The sequence below is a fragment of the Roseicella frigidaeris genome, from assembly GCF_003258945.1.
In the GTDB taxonomy this organism is placed as follows: domain Bacteria; phylum Pseudomonadota; class Alphaproteobacteria; order Acetobacterales; family Acetobacteraceae; genus Paracraurococcus; species Paracraurococcus frigidaeris.
Genome location: NZ_QLIX01000001.1, coordinates 197,198 through 212,477 on the forward strand (window position 1 = coordinate 197,198; position 15,280 = coordinate 212,477).

Sequence of the window (15,280 nt, forward strand, 5' to 3'; positions counted from 1 at the left end):
GCGCCTGCCGGCGGGACGACGCCGCGACGCCGGGCGCGCCGGCGATCTGCGCCCGGCGCCGAGGGGACCGCCACTGGGGGCCGATGATGGGTCACCGGCAACGGCCGCTGGCATGAGCGCGGGCGCCTGCGACCTGCCGGCGCCGCGGCCGGCCGATCTGCTGCCCCGGGTCCTGCTCGGCGGCGGGGCGCTGCTGCTCGCGGCGCTGCTCGCCGGCCTGCTGCTCGGCCCGGCTGTCGTTTCCCCCGCCGGGCTGCTGGCGACCGTGCTGGACCGGCTCGGCCTGGCGCCGCTGCCCGCCGAATACGCCCGCGAGGCGGCGGTGCTGATGGTGGTGCGGGCGCCGCGCGTGCTGCTCGCGGCGCTGATCGGCGGCGGCCTGGCCAGCGCCGGGGCGGTGATGCAGGGGCTGTTCCGCAACCCGCTGGCCGATCCGGGTCTGATCGGCGTCTCCTCCGGCGCCGCGCTGGCGGTGGTCGCGGCCATCGTGCTCGGCCCGGCGGTCTTCGGCAGCGCGGCGGGGCGGCTCGGCCTCTGGCTGCAGCCGGTCGCGGCCTTCGGCGGCGGGCTGGTCGCGGTCGCGGTCGTCGCCCGGCTCGGCACGCGGCAGGGGGTGATCGGGGTCGCCACGCTGCTGCTCGCCGGCGTCGCCGTCGCGGCGCTCTGCAACGCGCTGCTCGGCATGCTGATCTTCGGCGCCGAGGACCGGCAGGTGCGGGACGTGAATTTCTGGCTGCTCGGCAGCCTGGCCGGGGCGCGCTGGCCGCAGCTCCCGATCGTCGCCCTGCTGGTCCTGCTGCCGGCGCTCGGGCTGCTCGGCCTGGCGCGGCCGCTCGACGCGCTGGCGCTCGGCGAGCGGGAGGCCTTCCATCTCGGCGTGCCGGTCGAGCGGGTGAAGCGGCTCGCGATCGTGCTGGCGGCCGTCGCCGCCTCGGGCGGCGTCGCCTTCTCCGGGCTGATCGGCTTCATCGGCCTCGTGGTGCCGCATCTGGTGCGGCTCGGCCTCGGCGCGGGGCACCGGGTGGTGCTGCCTGGCAGCACCCTGCTGGGCGCCGCGGTGCTGGTGCTGGCCGACCTCGCGGCGCGCAGCCTCGCCGCCCCGGCCGAACTGCCGGTCGGCGTGGTCACCGCGCTGCTCGGCGCCCCCTTCTTCCTGTGGCTGCTGCGCCGCCGGGCGGCGATGGGGGAGGACGCATGATCGAGGCCGAGGCGCTGACGGTGCGCGCCCCCGGCGGCCGGGCCCTGCTGCGGGAGGTCTCGCTCGGCGTCGCGCCGGGCGAGGTGATGGCGGTGGTCGGGCCGAACGGCGCCGGCAAGTCCACCCTGCTGCGGGCGCTGACGGGCGAGCTGCGCCCCGCCGCCGGCCGCGCCGCCTTCGCCGGCCGGGCGCTGCGCGACTGGCCGCCCCGGGCGCTGGCGCAGCGCCGCGCCGTGGTCAGCCAGCGGGTGGCGCTGGCCTTCCCGCTGACCGTTGTCGAGGTGGTGGCGATCGGCCGCCTGCCCTGGCTCGGCACGCCCGAGGCGGCGCGCGACGAGGCGGCGATCGGCGCCGCGCTGCGCCGGGCCGGCGTCGCGGCGCTGGCCGGGCGCAGCTATGCGACGCTCTCGGGCGGCGAGCAGCAGCGGGTGCAGCTCGCCCGCGCCCTGGCCCAACTCGACGGCGCCCCGCCGCCGGCGGCGCTGCTGCTCGACGAGCCGACGGCGAGCCTCGATGCCGGCCATCGCGCCGCGCTGCTCGGCCTGCTGCGCGACCTCGCCGCGGCCGGGACCGCGGTGCTGGTCGTGCTGCACGACCTGAACGAGGCGGGCTTCGTCGCCGACCGCGTCGCCGTCCTGCAGGCCGGCGGCTGCGTCGGGCTCGGCCCGCCCTCCGAGGTGCTGGACCCGGGGCTGCTGCGGCGGGTCTACGGGCTGCCCTTCCGGCGGCTGGTCGATGGCGCGCTGCTGCCGGATTTCGCGGCGGCCCGGAGTGCCGCGCCATGAGACCCGTCGCACCCGCCGGCACCCGGCCAGGCGCCGTTGCGATGGCGTTTGCCACGTGCCGCAGCACAACGCGCCAGCCTGTGATCGCCGATCTGCGATCCCGGCGTTGCCCACGGGCCGTCGCTGGCGCAGTGTCCGCCTGAAATTGCAAATCATTTGCGTATTCTGGAGCAACCGGCCCCGATGACCCTGCCTTCCATCCGCGGCCTCTGCGGGCTCGCGGCCCTGGCGGCCTTGCTGGTCCTGCCAGGTCTCCGCCCGGCCGCCGCGCGGTCCGATGCCGCCCCGGCGCTGCGTCTCGAGCTCAACCGCCTCGAGGCGCGGGACGGCGGCGCATGCCGGATCTGGATGGTGTTGAACAACGGCCAGGGCGAGGGGCTGGACCCGGTGCGGCTCGACCTCGTGCTGTTCGGCCGCAACGGCGTGGTGGCCCGGCGGCTCGCCGTCGATGTCGGCCCGCTGCCGGCCGGGCGCACCGTGGTGCGGATCTTCGACCTCGCCGGGCAGGCCTGCGACGGCATCGGCCAGGTGCTGCTGAACGACGTGCTGGCCTGCGGCGCCGAGCCCGGACGCAATGCCTGCATCGAGCAGGCGGTCCTCGCCTCGCGCGTCGACGGCGTGGCCTTCCAGAAATAGGGGCCGAGCCAATGGATCCGACCGCCGCCCCGCCGCTGATGCCGGACCTCCCGCCGGTGCACGACCTCTCCCCGCTGGCCCTGTTCCTGCAAGCCGACCCGGTGGTGAAGGGGGTGATGCTGCTGCTCGCCCTGGCCTCCCTCGCCTGCTGGACGATCATCATCGAGAAGCTGTTCGTGCTGATCCGGCTGCGGCGGGAGACGCGGGCGCTCGCCGCCATGGCCGGCGTCGACCGGCTGCCGGCCAGCCCGCCCGAGCGCGCCGATCTCGGCACCGCGGCGCTGCATGCCGGCCTGCCGGAATGGCGCCAGGGCCAGGGCGCGCGCGAGACCGATGGCGAGTTCCGCGCCCGCATCGACCTCGCCATGCGCAAGGCGGTCGGGCGCATGCTGTCGCGCTCCGAGGCGGGGCTGCAGATGCTCGCCACCACCGGCGCCGTCGCGCCCTTCATCGGGCTGTTCGGCACCGTCTGGGGCATCATGAACAGCTTCTCCGGCATCGCCGCGAGCAACGACACCAGCCTCGCCGTGGTGGCGCCCGGCATCGCCGAGGCGCTGTTCGCCACCGCGATCGGCCTCGTCGCCGCCATCCCGGCGGTGATCGCCTACAACCGTCTCTCCGCCGCCCTGGCCGGCATCCGGAGCGAGGCGCTGAGCGCGGCGACCGATCTCGCCTATCGCCTCAGCCGCGGCGAGCCGGGCGAGGCGCGGGCACGGCTGCGGCCGGCGGAGTAGCCGCGGTGGCGATGCAGATCGACAGCGGCGCCGGCGAGGAGGGCGCGGTCCGGCCGATGTCGGACATCAACGTCACGCCGCTGGTCGATGTGATGCTGGTGCTGCTGATCGTCTTCATGGTGGCGGCGCCGATGATGATGGTCGGCGTGCCGGTGCAGCTTCCCAAGACCTCCGCCGCCCGCGTCGCGCAGACCGCGCCGCCCATCGTGGTGACCGTCGCGCGCGAGGGGCATGTCTTCCTGCGCCAGGAGGAGGTGCCGGAGGGCGAGCTCACCGAGCGCCTGAAGGCGATGCGCGCCGATGCCCCGGCCGAGGCGCCGGTCTATGTCCGCGGCGACCGCAACGTGCCCTATGGCGAGGTGATGCGGGTGATGGGCCGGGTCACCCAGGCCGGCATCTCCAAGGTCTCCCTCATCGCCGAGGCCGAGGCGGGCGCCCCGGCCATGCGCGCCCGCTGAGAGCCTTGCCGGAAGCCCCCTTCCGGAGCGTTCCGGCGCTCACCGCCCCGATGCCGCAGCCGCCGCGCGCGGCGCCGCGCTGGCTGGCCGCGGCCGCCCTCGCGCTCGCGCTGCATGGGGCGGCCTTCGTGACGCTGGTCTGGGTGATGCCGCCGCCGGAGACGCCGCCGGTGATGGTGGAGGGGCTCGAGGTCACGCCGCTGCCCGAGCCGGTGGCGGAGCAGCCGCAGGAGACGCCGGAGCCGCCCGCCGAGCCGGTGCAGGCGGCCGAGCCGCCGCCGGAGCCGGTGACGACCCCGCCGCCGCCCGACGCCGCGCCGCCACCGCCGCCCGAGACGGTGCAGGCGGAGCCGCCGCCCGAGACGCAACCGCCGCCGCCGCCGGAGCCGCTCGCCGCCGTCGAGCCGGAGCCCATGCCCACGGAGCCGCCGCCGGAGATGGTGGAGTCCGCCGAGCCCGAGCCGGTCGTGGCCGAGACCCCGCCCATGCCGCCGCCGCCACCCCCGCCGCCACCGCGGCCGCGGCCGACGCATGTGGAGCCGCGCCCGCAGCCCGCGGCGCCGAGCCCGCCGGTTGCCGCGGCGCCGGCGCCGGCAGCGGCCCCGCCGCCGGCCGCCGCGGCGCGGCCCGCCGGACCGCCGCCGAGCTATATCGGCGCGCTGCTCGCCGCGCTAAACCGGCACAAGCAGTACCCGACCTCCGCCCGGCTGCGGCGTGCCGAGGGGGTGGTGATGCTGCGCTTCGCCATGCGCCGCGACGGGACGGTGATGCGCTGGCGGGTGGAGCGCAGCTCCGGCCATCCGGATCTGGACGAGGCGGTGGGCGTGATGGTCAACGCCGCCTCGCCGCTGCCGGCGCCGCCGCCCGATCTGCCGGGCGACCCGGTGGAGCTGGTGGTGCCGGTCCGCTTCTCGCTGCGCTGAGGGGGCCAGGCGGAAGGCGGCCTTCAGGACGGCCGCCGCCCCAATCGTTGCCCGTTGCCCTGCCGCGGCTTCGCCGCGGCAGGCTGCGACGCATCGGGGATCAGGTGCGAATCCCGGGGCCCCCTGGAAGCCGCACAGCGGCTTACTGGGGATCTAGAGGCGGTAGAAACGTCGCGCCGTGCCGCTGAACAGCGCCTCCTTCTCATCGGCCGAGGCGCCGGCCGCGAGCTTCTTGCAGGCATTCCAGAAGACGCCGTAGCCGTAGCTGCCCTTGTCCACCGGGAAGTTGCTCTCGAACATGCAGCGCTCGGCGCCGAAGAGGGCGATCGTGGTGTCGATCCACGGCTTCCAGGCCGCCGCCAGCGTGTCGGAGGAGGGCGGCTCGGCGGCCTCCTCGAAGCCGAATCCGTTGATGCGCATGCCGAGGCCGCCGAGCTTCACGCAGACATTGGGGCAGGTGGCGAGCTCGGCCATCGCCGCGCGCCAGGCGCGGAACACCTCCTCCTTCTGCCCGGCATAGCCGCGGATGCCGAGCGGCCCGCCGACATGGTCGAGCACGATCGGCGTCTCCGGGAAGGCGCGGGCCAGCGCCGTCAGGTCGGGGATCTGCGGATGGTAGAGCCAGGCATCGAAGGAGAGGCCGAGCGGCGCGAGCTGGGCGAAGCCGGCGCGGAAATCCTCGCGGAAGAGGATGTCCTTCGGCGGCGTATAGGCCGGGTTCATGATCGCCGGGTCGGGGTCCCAGGCGGTGATGTGGCGGATGCCGCGGAAGCGGTCGCCGCCGGCGCGGAGATGCGCCTCCAGCACCTCGCGCGCCGCGGCGCCGATCTGCAGGTTCACATGGCCGACGATGCCCTCGCAGACCCGGGTCGCGCCGTAGCCGCCCGAGGCGCTCATCGCCGCGACGCCGTTGACGAACTCCGTCTCGCCGACCGGCTTCATCGCCTCCGGCCCCTCGGCGCGGTGCATGGCGCGGCACTGCACGAAGACGGTGCCGGCGATGCTGTGGCCCTGGTTGGTGTCGGCCAGCAGGTCGGGCAGCAGGTAGCGCCAGTCCGGCCGGTCCCAGAGATGGTGATGCGGGTCGATGATCGGCAGGTCGGGCTCGAGCGCCGGCTCGCTGCGGCGGGCGAGCCAGTCCTCGCGGACCGGGACGTAGTGGGCGAAGGCGTTGCTGCTCATTGGCGCGGTCCCTGGACGTTCTCCGCCGGCAGCTTACGCCCTCCCCCGTCCGGCGCCAGCCGCGCCGCCGGGTGGCTTCGCCGATCGCCGATCCGGTCTATCCTGGCCGCCACGGCATGGAGGAGATGATGGCACTTCCCTTGGACGGCGTGCGGGTGATCGAGGTCGGGCAGGCGCTCGCCGGGCCGCTGGCCGGCGTGATCCTGGCCGATATGGGCGCCGAGGTGATCAAGATCGAGAAGCCGGATGGCGGCGACGATGCCCGCATCTGGGGCCCGCCCTTCGGGCCGGATGGCGAGACCAGCCTCTACTTCCACAGCCAGAACCGCAACAAGCGCAGCGTGGTGCTGGACCTGAAGGCGCCGGCCGATGTCGCGGCGCTGCACCGGCTCTGCGAGAGCGCCGACATCCTGATCCAGAACCTGCGGCCCGGCGTGGTGGATGAGATCGGCATCGGGCCGGAGGCGATGCTCGAGCGGCATCCGCGGCTCATCTACTGCTCGATCTGGGCCTTCGGCTATCAGGGGCCGATGCGGCTGAAGCCGGGCTTCGACCCGCTGCTGCAGGCCTATGGCGGCATGATGAGCATGACCGGCCGGCCGGAGGACCCGCCGACCTTCTGCGGCGCCTCGATCAACGACAAGGCGACCGGCCTGTTCTGCACCATCGGCGCCCTGGCGGCGCTGCGCCAGCGCGACCGCACCGGCCGCGGCTGCCTCGTCGACACCTCGCTCTTCGAGACGGCGGTGTTCTGGGTGGAGGGGCAGGTGAACCAGCACATCGCCACCGGCGACGTGCCGAAGCGGCACGGCACCGGCGCGGCGGTGATCGTTCCCTACCAGGTCTTCGAGACCGCCGACCGGCCGCTCTGCCTCGCCGCCGGCAACGACCGGCTCTGGGCGCGCTGCGCCAAGGTGCTCGGCCATCCCGAATGGGCCGAGGACGAGCGCTTCGCCCGCAGCCGCAATCGGGTGAAGCACCGGGCCACGCTGGTGCCGATGATCGCCGAGGTGCTGCGCGGCCGCGACCGCGCCCATTGGATCGCCGGGCTGGAAGCGGCGGGCGTGCCCTGCGCGCCGGTGAACGATATCGGTGAGGTGGCGGCGAGCGCGCAATTCGCGGCGGTCGACATCATGCAGACGCTGCCCGGCAGCGGCGTGCAGGTGGTGGGGCTGCCGATCAATTTCGACCGGACGCGGCCGCTCTCCGCCCGGCCGGCGCCGGCGCTCGGCGAGCATACGCGGGAGATCCTCGACCGGGACTGACCCCGATCCGTCGGCAGGGGGCTGCAACGGCGGTCGCGCCGGGAGCGCCGCCGCCGCGTCAGGTTCCGATGCCGGCATCCAGCCGCGGCGAGAAGGCGTCGAGGAAGCGCCGCACCGCCGCGGCGCCGCGCCCGGCCGGGTCGTTGCCGAGCACCGGATGGCCGGCGCCCGGCAGCAGCAGGAACTCGGCCGGGCCACCGGCCGCGGCGGCCACGCGCCGCCCGTGCTCCGGCGGAATCAGGTCATCCGCCTCGCCATGCAGCACCAGCAGCGGCACGCGCACCTCGGGCAGGCAGGCCATGCTGTCGAAGCGGTGCCGCAGCAGGGCGCGGGCCGGCAGCCAGCGATACATCGCGGCGGCGAGGTCGGCGATCGAGGTATAGGGCGCGTCCAGCACCACGGCGCGAACCGGCCGCTCCTTCGCCATCCGGACGGCGACGCCCGAGCCGATGCTCTCGCCGCAGAGGATCGGCGCCCGCTCGCCCCAGCAGGCGGCCACCCAGTCGAGATGCGCGCGCGCGTCCTCGAGGAAGCCGGTCTCAGAGGGCGCGCCGGGATTGCCGGCATAGCCGCGGTACTCGGCCAGCACCATGCCGTAGCCGGCCTCGGCGAAGGGGGCGAGCAGGGCCGAGCGGTCCGCCGCATTGCCGACATTGCCGTGGAACACCACCAGCACCGGGTAGCCGGGGAGCGGCGGCGCGGCCCAGAAATGCAGCGTGAGCCCATCCGCGGTGCGGAGCCGCTCGGGCCGGAAGCGGCAGGCGGCGAGGTGCTGCGGCACCGGGCCGAGGGGCCGCGCATCGGGGCGGAAGATCAGCCGCTCCTGCCGGCCCCAGACCACCGCGACCGCGCAGAGCCAGACCAGGGTCGACAGGCCGGCGATGGCCAGCAGCGCCTGCAGCAGCGGGGCAGGGGAGAAAGCCGACGATGCATCGAGGGGCACGCGCGCGGACCTCCTGCCCGCGGGCGAGGCATGGCGGGCGCGCATTCCGGCGGCCCGCCTGCCGGCATCCCCGCGCGGGCGGGCGGCGGTGCCTGGCTCGTCCCGGAACGATGCCGGCACCCGCATCGTTCTGGCGATGCAATTGCATTTGATGCCTGCCGCGCGAAGCCCGACCTGCGGCCCGCAGGGCCGGGCGCCGCGCCGCGTGGCGCGACGGTGATGAAACCTTCGCGCTCGGTATGAGGCGGGCCTTGGCCGCCGGATCAGCGGGCCGCGCCGAGCAGCGCGCCGAGCTGCGTCTCCGTGAGCACGCCCGTCGCCGCCTCGCCGCGGCTTTCCTGGAAGGCCTGCACTGCCGCCACGGTCCGGGGGCCGGGGACCCCGTCCGGCGTGCCGACGCGAAAGCCGCGCGCACCCAGCGCCTCCTGCACCCGCACCAGGGTCACCTCGGTCAGCACGAACTGCCAGTCGCGGGCCTCGCGGCTGAAGCCGCCGAGGCGCCGCAGCAGGCCGGCGGCGGCACTCTCCGGCGCCGGCGCGGGTTCCAGCCGGGCGCAGCTCGCCTCCGGCTGCCGCCAGCTCCGCCAGGGCGGCAGCCCGTCCTCCTTCGGCCCGGCCAGGCGGAGGATATCCGTCGTGCGGTCCTCGGGCCGGAACATCTCGGTGGTCCCCTCGCCGCCGAGCGGCGCGCCGCGGAGCCGCAGGCCCAGCCCGACCGCCCGCACCGCCAGCGGGCCGGTATTGGCCAGGTCGACGCAGAGCGCCGGCTCGCCCGCCGCCCAGCGCTCGCCCGGGCGGGTCGAGAGCCGCAGGTAACGTTGCCGGTACTCGGCCGCGAGGGCCTCGCCGAGCGCGGCCCGCGTCTCGGCCGCGAAGGCCTCCGCCTCCCGGCTGCGGCGCGCCGCGGCCTCGGCCATGGGGTCCGCGGCCGCCGCGCCGGCCTCCTGCAGCGCCTGCACCGCCTCCCGCGCCGCCCGGGCCTCGCGGACCGCCTGCTGGAAGGCGGCCTCGGCGGCGGGGCGCGGCAGCGGCTCGGCCAGGGCCAGGCCGGGGAGGGCGAGCAACAGCAGCGCTAGGGCGGCGCGCGCGGGGAAGGGCCCCGGTTTCGGCATCCTGCCTCACCTCCGGCAAGCGAGTGGCATCGGGCGACTGGAACAATCCTGCATCGAATTGTCTGACCGAAGCCCTAACCGGCATTCACTCCCTGGCAGGGGTTCGGCGCTCTAAAGCCCCGGCTTTCAGGGTCTTTTCCGCGCCCGGATGGGGAATCCGCCCGTCATGCCACGCCCGGGGCGCCGGCCCGGCCGCCCCGGCCTCGCCGCGCTTCGGCGGCAGGAGTGTTCCCAGCCGGGCCGGTGCCGGGGTAGAGGGCGCGCATGCTCAAGGGTGTCCTCACCGTCGGCGGCTGGACCATGGCCAGCCGCGTCCTCGGCTTCGCGCGCGACATGCTGATCGCCTCCCGGCTCGGCGCCGGGCCGATGGCGGATGCCTTCTTCGTCGCCCTCAAGCTGCCGAACCTGTTCCGTCGGCTGTTCGGCGAGGGCGCCTTCAACGCCGCCTTCGTCCCCGCCTTCGCCGGCACCCTGGCGGTCCAGGGGCCGCGCGTGGCGCAGCAGCTCGCCGAGCGGATGGCGGCGCTGATGACGCTCTGGCTGTCGCTGCTGGTGGTGCTCGGCATCCTCGCCATGCCGCAGCTGATGACGGTGCTGGCGCCGGGCTTCACCGACGACCCGGCGAAATTCGCCCTCGCCGTCGAGCTGACGCGGATCACCTTTCCCTATCTGCTGCTGATCTGCCTCACCGCCCTGGTCTCCGGCGTGCTGAACGGGCTGGACCGCTTCGCCGCCGCGGCGGCGGCGCCGATCTTCTTCAACCTGCTCTCCATGGCCGCGCTCATCGTGCTGGCGCCCTATGTGGCGACGCCGGCGCATGCGCTGGCCTGGGGGGTGACGGCCTCGGGCGCGGTGCAGCTCGGCCTCGTGCTCTGGGCCTGCGCCCGGGCCGGCATGGCGCTGCATTTCCTGCGCCTGCCCTCGCTGGCGCCGGAGGTGCAGCAGGTGCTGAAGCGGATGATCCCAGGGATCATCGGTGCCGGCGTCACCCAGCTCAACCTCGCGGTCGATGTCATCATCGCCAGCTTCCTGCCGGCCGGCGCCGTCTCCTATCTCTATTATGCCGACCGCGTGGGGCAGCTGCCGCTCGGGGTCATCGGGGCCGCGGTCGGGACGGCGATGCTGCCGCTGCTCTCGCGCCAGGTGCGGGCGGGCGAGACGCTCTCGGCGCATCGCACCATGAACCGCGCCATGGAGATGTCGCTGCTGCTCTGCCTGCCGGCCGCGGCCGGGCAGGCGGCGGCGGCCTGGCCGATCGTCGAGGTGCTGTTCCAGCGCGGCGCCTTTGGCCCGGTGGAGGCGAGCAAGACCGCCGCCGCGCTCGCCGCCTATGCCATCGGCCTGCCGGCCTATGTGCTGGTGAAGGTCTATGCCCCCGGCTTCTTCGCCCGCGGCGACACGGCGACGCCGGTGAAGGTGGGCTTCGCCGCGGTGGCGTTGAACCTGGCGCTCAACCTCGTCCTGACCCGCTATCTCAGCCATGTCGGGGTGGCGCTGGCGACCGCGCTCTCCGCCTGGTTCAATGCCGGCATGCTGGGCTGGCTGCTGAACCGGCGCGGCCAGATGATCCTCGACCGGCGGCTGCGCCATGCCGTGCCGCGCCTGCTGCTGGCGGCCGCGCTGATGGCGGCGGCGATCCTCGGGCTGGAGCGGCTGCTCTTCCCGGCCGCCGGGCTGCTGCGCTTCCTGGCGCTGGCGGCGCTGGTCGGCGCCGGGGGCGCGGTCTATTTCGCGGCGGCGCAGCTGCTCGGCGCCATACGGCTGCAGGAGCTGCGCGGGATGCTGCGGCGGCGGCGCAAATTGCCGGCGACGGCCGGCGCCACCTGACCCCGCCGGCCGGGCTCCGGCTTGACCCGCCGGCCCTTTGGGGCAATCACGCCTTCCCTCCCAACCGCGATGGTCTCCACCCCCATGCAGCGCGTCTTCTCGGGCATCCAGCCCTCCGGCATCCCGACCCTCGGCAACTACCTGGGCGCCATCCGCAATTGGGTGCCGCTGCAGGACACGCATGACGCGATCTATTGCGTGGTCGATCTGCACGCCATCACCGTCTGGCAGGACCCGAAGGCGCTGCAGACCCAGACGCGGGAGATGGCGGCGACGCTGATCGCCTGCGGCCTCGACCCGAAGCGCTGCATCCTCTTCCTGCAGAGCCATGTGCACGCGCATGCCCGGCTGGCCTGGATCTTCAACTGCGTCGCCCGGCTCGGCTGGCTGAACCGGATGACCCAGTTCAAGGACAAGGCCGGCAAGGACCGCGAGGCGGCGAGCGCCGGGCTCTATGTCTATCCGAACCTGATGGCGGCCGACATCCTGGCCTACAAGGCCACGCTGGTGCCGGTCGGCGACGACCAGAAGCAGCATCTCGAGCTAGCCAATGACATCGCGGAGAAGTTCAACCACGATTACGGCGTGCCGGACTTCTTCCCGCGCATCGAGCCGCTGATCCAGGGCGTCGCCGCCCGGGTCATGTCGCTGCGCGACGGCACGAAGAAGATGTCGAAGTCGGACCCTTCCGACCAGTCGCGCATCAATCTGAGCGACGACCACGACGCCATCGCGCTGAAGATCCGCCGCGCCAAGACCGACCCCGAGCCGCTGCCCGAGCATGTCTCCGGCCTGGAGGCGCGGCCCGAGGCGCGCAACCTGGTCGGCATCCTCGCCGCCGTCACCGGCACCCTGCCGGAGAACGTGCTGCGCGAGCATGGCGGCAAGGGCTTCGGCAGCTTCAAGGAGGTGCTGGTCGAGGCACTGGTGGCGCATCTGGCGCCGATCCAGGCCGAGACGCGGCGGCTGCTGGACGATCCGGCGGCGCTGGAGGCGCTGCTCCGGCAGGGCGCCGAGCGGGCGGCGGCCATCGCCGAGCCGATCGTCGCCGAGGCGGAGCGGGTGGTCGGCTTCCTGCCGCGCTGACTTTATCCCCGCGGCGCCGCGGGGGGACGGCTTCGGCGCAGGCCCGAGATGCGTCACGCCCTGCCTCGGCGAAGCCACGGCAGGGCAACGGGCGGCGCATCGGCTGGCATGCGCCGCACGCGGCGCGGCGGATTCTGCTTGCGCCTGCCGCTGCCCCGCGCCTACCCTACCGGTCCGGCCGGTGCGAGGACAGGAGGGCAGGCATGGATATCGCTTATCGTCTGCAGATGCCTCCGCCATCGCGGCAGGACCGGGCCGGCATCCGTGATCACGGGTATCTGGCCGGCCTTCGCGCGCGCCGGTAGGTCTGCCGCGGCTTAGGCCGCCGACCTCTCCATCCTTTTCCCCATAGCGGGTCTGGACCCTGCGCCGCGGGCTTGCGTCCGCCTGGCCGGTCCTGCCCGTCGTCAGCGCCGCTCCCGGGGCGGCTGGGATGCCGATCGTGACCGCTCAGACCCCTCGGCGCGCGGAGCCCTTCCGCGCCGTCCTCGCCTTCCTGGCGCGCCGGACGCTGCGCCATCCCCTCCTGCTGGCCGCCGTGCTGGCCGGCATGCTCCTGGCCACCCTGGCCGATGTCCTGGTGCCGCTCTATGCCGGCCGTCTGGTCGATGCGCTGGCGCAGGCCGACGAGGCCGGGCGCGAAGTGGCGCTCGGGGAGGCGCTGCGCGCGCTCGGCATGCTCGCCCTGCTGGGGCTGGCCGTGCTGGGCGGCCGGACCGGGGCCATCCTCGCCATCATCGCGCTGTCGCTGCGCCTCATGTCCGCCGCCGGTGCCGAGGCCTTCCAGCGCGTGCAGCGCTTCTCCGCCGACTGGCATGCCAACAGCTTCGCCGGCTCGACGGTGCGCCGGATCAGCCGCGGCATGTGGGCGATCGACACGGTGAACGACACCATCCTGATCGCCCTGTTGCCCTCCGCCATCATGCTGCTGGGCGCGACGTTGCTGCTCGGCTGGCGCTGGCCGCTGATGGGGGCGCTGGTGGCGGCGGGCGGGCTGATCTACGTGGCGCAGACCGTGTTCCTCTCGCTGCGCTGGGTGGCGCCGGCCGCGCGCCTGTCCAACGCCTGGGACACGCGGCTCGGCGGCGCCATGGCGGATGCGGTCGGCGCCAATGCGGTGGTCAAGGCCTTCGGCGCCGAGGCGCGGGAGGATGCGCGGCTCGGCTGGCTGCTCGGCAAGTGGCGCCGCCGGACCGCGCGGAGCTGGCATCGCGGCACCGCCTCCGAGGCAGCGCAGATCGTCACCCTGACGCTGCTGCGAACCGCCATCATCGGCGCCGCGCTCTGGCTCTGGTGGCGCGGCGAGGCCAGCGCGGGCGACCTCACCACCGTGCTGACCATGTTCTTCCTGGTGCAGGGCTATCTGCGCGATGTCGGCTACCACATCAGCAACCTCCAGCGCGGGGTGAACGAGATGGAGGAGATGGTGGCGCTGCACGCGACGCCGCTCGGCGTCGAGGACGCGCCCGGCGCCCGGCCGCTCACCGTCACCGGCGGGGCGATCGCCTTCGAGCATGTCACCTTCCGCTATGGGGGGCATGCGGTGCCGCTCTACCAGGATCTCACCCTGCGCATCCGGGCGGGCGAGAGCATCGGCCTGGTCGGCCCCTCCGGCTCGGGCAAGACCACGCTGGTCAAGCTGATCCAGCGGCTGCACGACGTGACCACGGGGCGGATCAGCATCGATGGCCAGGATGTGCGCGGCGCCACCCAGGCCTCGCTGCGGGCGCAGATCGCCATCGTGCAGCAGGAGCCGGTGCTGTTCCACCGCTCGATCGGCGAGAACATCGCCTATGGCCGACCGGGCGCGACGATGGCCGAGATCCGCCGCGCCGCCGTGCTGGCCAATGCCGACGACTTCATCCAGCGCCTGCCGCGGGGCTACGGCACGCTTGTCGGGGAGCGGGGGGTGAAGCTCTCGGGCGGCGAGCGGCAGCGGGTGGCGCTGGCCCGCGCCTTCCTCGCCGATGCGCCGATCTTGATCCTGGACGAGGCCACCTCGGCCCTGGACTCGGAGAGCGAGGCGGCGATCCAGGAGGCGATGGGGCGGCTGCTGCGGGGCCGCACCGCCATCGTCATCGCCCACCGGCTCTCCACCGTGCGGGCGATGGACCGCATCCTGGTCTTCGACCGGGGGCGGGTGGTGGAGGAAGGCAGCCATGCGGCGCTGGTCGCGCGGCCGGGCGGCCTCTATCGCCGGCTCTTCGAGCGGCAGGCATCGGCGCCGATGGTCGGGGCGGCGGAGTGATCCCGGGCTGCGGGAGGGCCCGCTCAGCCCACCCGCAGCAGCGCCGGCCCGTTCTGCCGCAGCCACTCCACCGCCGCGTCGCGGTGGGGCGTGAGGCGCTCGACCTGCGCCCAGAAGCGCGGCGAGTGGTTCAGCTCCTTCAGATGCGCCACCTCATGCGCCACGACATAGTCGAGCACCCAGTCGGGGGCCATCACCAGGCGCCAGGAGAAGGCGAGGGTGCCGTCCGGGGCGCAGGAGCCCCAGCGGCTGCGGGTGTCCTTCAGCCGGATGCTGCGGGGGGCGACGCCGAGCAGCGCGGCATGGCCGGCCGCCAGCACCCGGATCCGCCGCTGCGCCTCCGCCTTCAGGAAGGCGGCGAGCTGGGCGGCGACCTTCGCCTCCGGCCCGCCGACCAGGAGGGCGCCGGCCGCGAGGGAGACGCCCTCCGTCCCCGGATCGTGGCGGATGACGTGCCGCACCCCGCCGAGCGGCACCTCCGAGCCGGGGGCGAGGGGGATATGCGGGGCGAGGGCGGTCAGGCGCTCGCGCACCCAGGCGGCATGGGTCGCCAGCAGCGCCATGCCGGCGCGGCGATGGGCGCGTGGCGGCAGGGTCACCACCACCTCCCCGGCCCGGGCATCGATGCGAAGGCTGACCCGGCGGGCGCGGCTGGACCGGCGCCAGCGCACCGGGCAGGCCATGGTCTGGGACTCCGCCCCGCCCGGGGGGCTGCCGGGCAGGGCGACGGTCTCCGCTTCGGTCTGATCCATGGCCTGGAAGATGCGGCCGCCGAGGGGTCGGGTTCAACGGCTTGACATGGATCGTTGCGGAATGAACGAACGCTCTCCGGCCTGATGGCGGGCCTGGGGCCGCAACGTTCTGAGGCCACCAGCTTCGTTCC

The 15,280-nt window shown here is 74.5% G+C and carries 14 protein-coding genes; 10 read left to right on the top strand and 4 right to left on the bottom strand.

Annotated elements, in window-relative coordinates:
* Nucleotides 1–112: 112 nt before the first annotated feature.
* From DOO78_RS00930 to DOO78_RS00955, 6 genes are all read left to right on the top strand, one after another.
* Complete coding sequence (locus DOO78_RS00930) at nt 113–1,198, top strand: FecCD family ABC transporter permease (protein ID WP_111467841.1); 1,086 nt, start codon at nt 113–115, stop codon at nt 1,196–1,198.
* Complete coding sequence (locus tag DOO78_RS00935) at nt 1,195–1,983, top strand: heme ABC transporter ATP-binding protein (protein ID WP_111467842.1); 789 nt, start codon at nt 1,195–1,197, stop codon at nt 1,981–1,983. Before DOO78_RS00930 ends, DOO78_RS00935 begins: the two co-directional genes overlap by 4 nt.
* Nucleotides 1,984–2,166: 183 nt before the next feature.
* Nucleotides 2,167–2,619 (top strand): Tat pathway signal protein, encoded by a 453-nt coding sequence (locus DOO78_RS00940; protein WP_111467843.1) that lies wholly within the window; start codon nt 2,167–2,169, stop codon nt 2,617–2,619.
* Nucleotides 2,620–2,630: 11 nt separating this feature from the next.
* Nucleotides 2,631–3,353 carry a MotA/TolQ/ExbB proton channel family protein gene (locus DOO78_RS00945; RefSeq protein WP_111467844.1) on the top strand — a complete coding sequence of 241 codons (723 nt, stop codon included), beginning with the start codon at nt 2,631–2,633 and terminating at the stop codon, nt 3,351–3,353.
* 11 nt (nt 3,354–3,364) lie between these two features.
* Nucleotides 3,365–3,811 (top strand): protein TolR, encoded by a 447-nt coding sequence (gene tolR / locus DOO78_RS00950; protein WP_111468218.1) that lies wholly within the window; start codon nt 3,365–3,367, stop codon nt 3,809–3,811.
* A 50-nt stretch (nt 3,812–3,861) separates the two neighbouring features.
* Nucleotides 3,862–4,734, top strand: coding sequence for a TonB family protein (locus DOO78_RS00955; RefSeq protein WP_111467845.1), 873 nt, complete (start codon nt 3,862–3,864; stop codon nt 4,732–4,734).
* Nucleotides 4,735–4,887: 153 nt separating this feature from the next.
* Here the strand turns inward: DOO78_RS00955 and DOO78_RS00960 are convergent, their stop codons facing one another.
* Entirely contained in the window at nt 4,888–5,916 is a 1,029-nt protein-coding gene (locus tag DOO78_RS00960) for an amidohydrolase family protein (RefSeq protein WP_111467846.1), read from the bottom strand.
* Between the two features lie 128 nt (nt 5,917–6,044).
* On the opposite strand from DOO78_RS00960, the gene DOO78_RS00965 reads away from it, so the two are divergent.
* A complete protein-coding gene (locus tag DOO78_RS00965; RefSeq protein WP_111468219.1) occupies nt 6,045–7,181 on the top strand; it encodes a CaiB/BaiF CoA transferase family protein in 1,137 nt (378 codons plus the stop codon).
* Between the two features lie 58 nt (nt 7,182–7,239).
* Here the strand turns inward: DOO78_RS00965 and DOO78_RS00970 are convergent, their stop codons facing one another.
* Complete coding sequence (locus DOO78_RS00970; protein ID WP_165838657.1) at nt 7,240–8,124, bottom strand: alpha/beta hydrolase; 885 nt, start codon at nt 8,122–8,124, stop codon at nt 7,240–7,242.
* 263 nt (nt 8,125–8,387) lie between these two features.
* Complete coding sequence (locus DOO78_RS28350) at nt 8,388–9,236, bottom strand: peptidoglycan-binding domain-containing protein (RefSeq protein WP_111467848.1); 849 nt, start codon at nt 9,234–9,236, stop codon at nt 8,388–8,390.
* A 264-nt stretch (nt 9,237–9,500) separates the two neighbouring features.
* Here DOO78_RS28350 and murJ point away from each other — a divergent pair, with 264 nt between their 5' ends.
* From murJ to DOO78_RS00990, 3 genes are all read left to right on the top strand, one after another.
* Nucleotides 9,501–11,063 carry a murein biosynthesis integral membrane protein MurJ gene (murJ, locus tag DOO78_RS00980; RefSeq protein WP_111467849.1) on the top strand — a complete coding sequence of 521 codons (1,563 nt, stop codon included), beginning with the start codon at nt 9,501–9,503 and terminating at the stop codon, nt 11,061–11,063.
* A gap of 84 nt (nt 11,064–11,147) precedes the next feature.
* Nucleotides 11,148–12,149, top strand: a complete 1,002-nt coding sequence (trpS, locus tag DOO78_RS00985; protein WP_111467850.1) for a tryptophan--tRNA ligase — start codon at nt 11,148–11,150, stop codon at nt 12,147–12,149.
* A gap of 433 nt (nt 12,150–12,582) precedes the next feature.
* On the top strand, nt 12,583–14,397 hold the full coding sequence (locus tag DOO78_RS00990) for an ABC transporter ATP-binding protein (RefSeq protein WP_111467851.1): 1,815 nt from the start codon (nt 12,583–12,585) through the stop codon (nt 14,395–14,397).
* Between the two features lie 23 nt (nt 14,398–14,420).
* Here the strand turns inward: DOO78_RS00990 and DOO78_RS00995 are convergent, their stop codons facing one another.
* Entirely contained in the window at nt 14,421–15,149 is a 729-nt protein-coding gene (locus tag DOO78_RS00995; protein ID WP_111467852.1) for a M48 family metallopeptidase, read from the bottom strand.
* Nucleotides 15,150–15,280: the final 131 nt, after the last annotated feature.

Excerpts from the sequence above, each read along its gene's own strand:
- DOO78_RS00930 (WP_111467841.1), top strand. The coding sequence starts at position 113 with ATGAGCGCGGGCGCCTGCGACCTGCCGGCGCCGCGGCCGGCCGATCTG.
- DOO78_RS00935 (WP_111467842.1), top strand. The coding sequence starts at position 1,195 with ATGATCGAGGCCGAGGCGCTGACGGTGCGCGCCCCCGGCGGCCGGGCC.
- DOO78_RS00940 (WP_111467843.1), top strand. The coding sequence starts at position 2,167 with ATGACCCTGCCTTCCATCCGCGGCCTCTGCGGGCTCGCGGCCCTGGCG.
- DOO78_RS00945 (WP_111467844.1), top strand. The coding sequence starts at position 2,631 with ATGGATCCGACCGCCGCCCCGCCGCTGATGCCGGACCTCCCGCCGGTG.
- tolR (WP_111468218.1), top strand. The coding sequence starts at position 3,365 with ATGCAGATCGACAGCGGCGCCGGCGAGGAGGGCGCGGTCCGGCCGATG.
- DOO78_RS00955 (WP_111467845.1), top strand. The coding sequence starts at position 3,862 with ATGCCGCAGCCGCCGCGCGCGGCGCCGCGCTGGCTGGCCGCGGCCGCC.
- DOO78_RS00960 (WP_111467846.1), bottom strand. The coding sequence starts at position 5,916 with ATGAGCAGCAACGCCTTCGCCCACTACGTCCCGGTCCGCGAGGACTGG.
- DOO78_RS00965 (WP_111468219.1), top strand. The coding sequence starts at position 6,045 with ATGGCACTTCCCTTGGACGGCGTGCGGGTGATCGAGGTCGGGCAGGCG.
- DOO78_RS28350 (WP_111467848.1), bottom strand. The coding sequence starts at position 9,236 with ATGCCGAAACCGGGGCCCTTCCCCGCGCGCGCCGCCCTAGCGCTGCTG.
- murJ (WP_111467849.1), top strand. The coding sequence starts at position 9,501 with ATGCTCAAGGGTGTCCTCACCGTCGGCGGCTGGACCATGGCCAGCCGC.
- trpS (WP_111467850.1), top strand. The coding sequence starts at position 11,148 with ATGCAGCGCGTCTTCTCGGGCATCCAGCCCTCCGGCATCCCGACCCTC.
- DOO78_RS00990 (WP_111467851.1), top strand. The coding sequence starts at position 12,583 with ATGCCGATCGTGACCGCTCAGACCCCTCGGCGCGCGGAGCCCTTCCGC.
- DOO78_RS00995 (WP_111467852.1), bottom strand. The coding sequence starts at position 15,149 with ATGGATCAGACCGAAGCGGAGACCGTCGCCCTGCCCGGCAGCCCCCCG.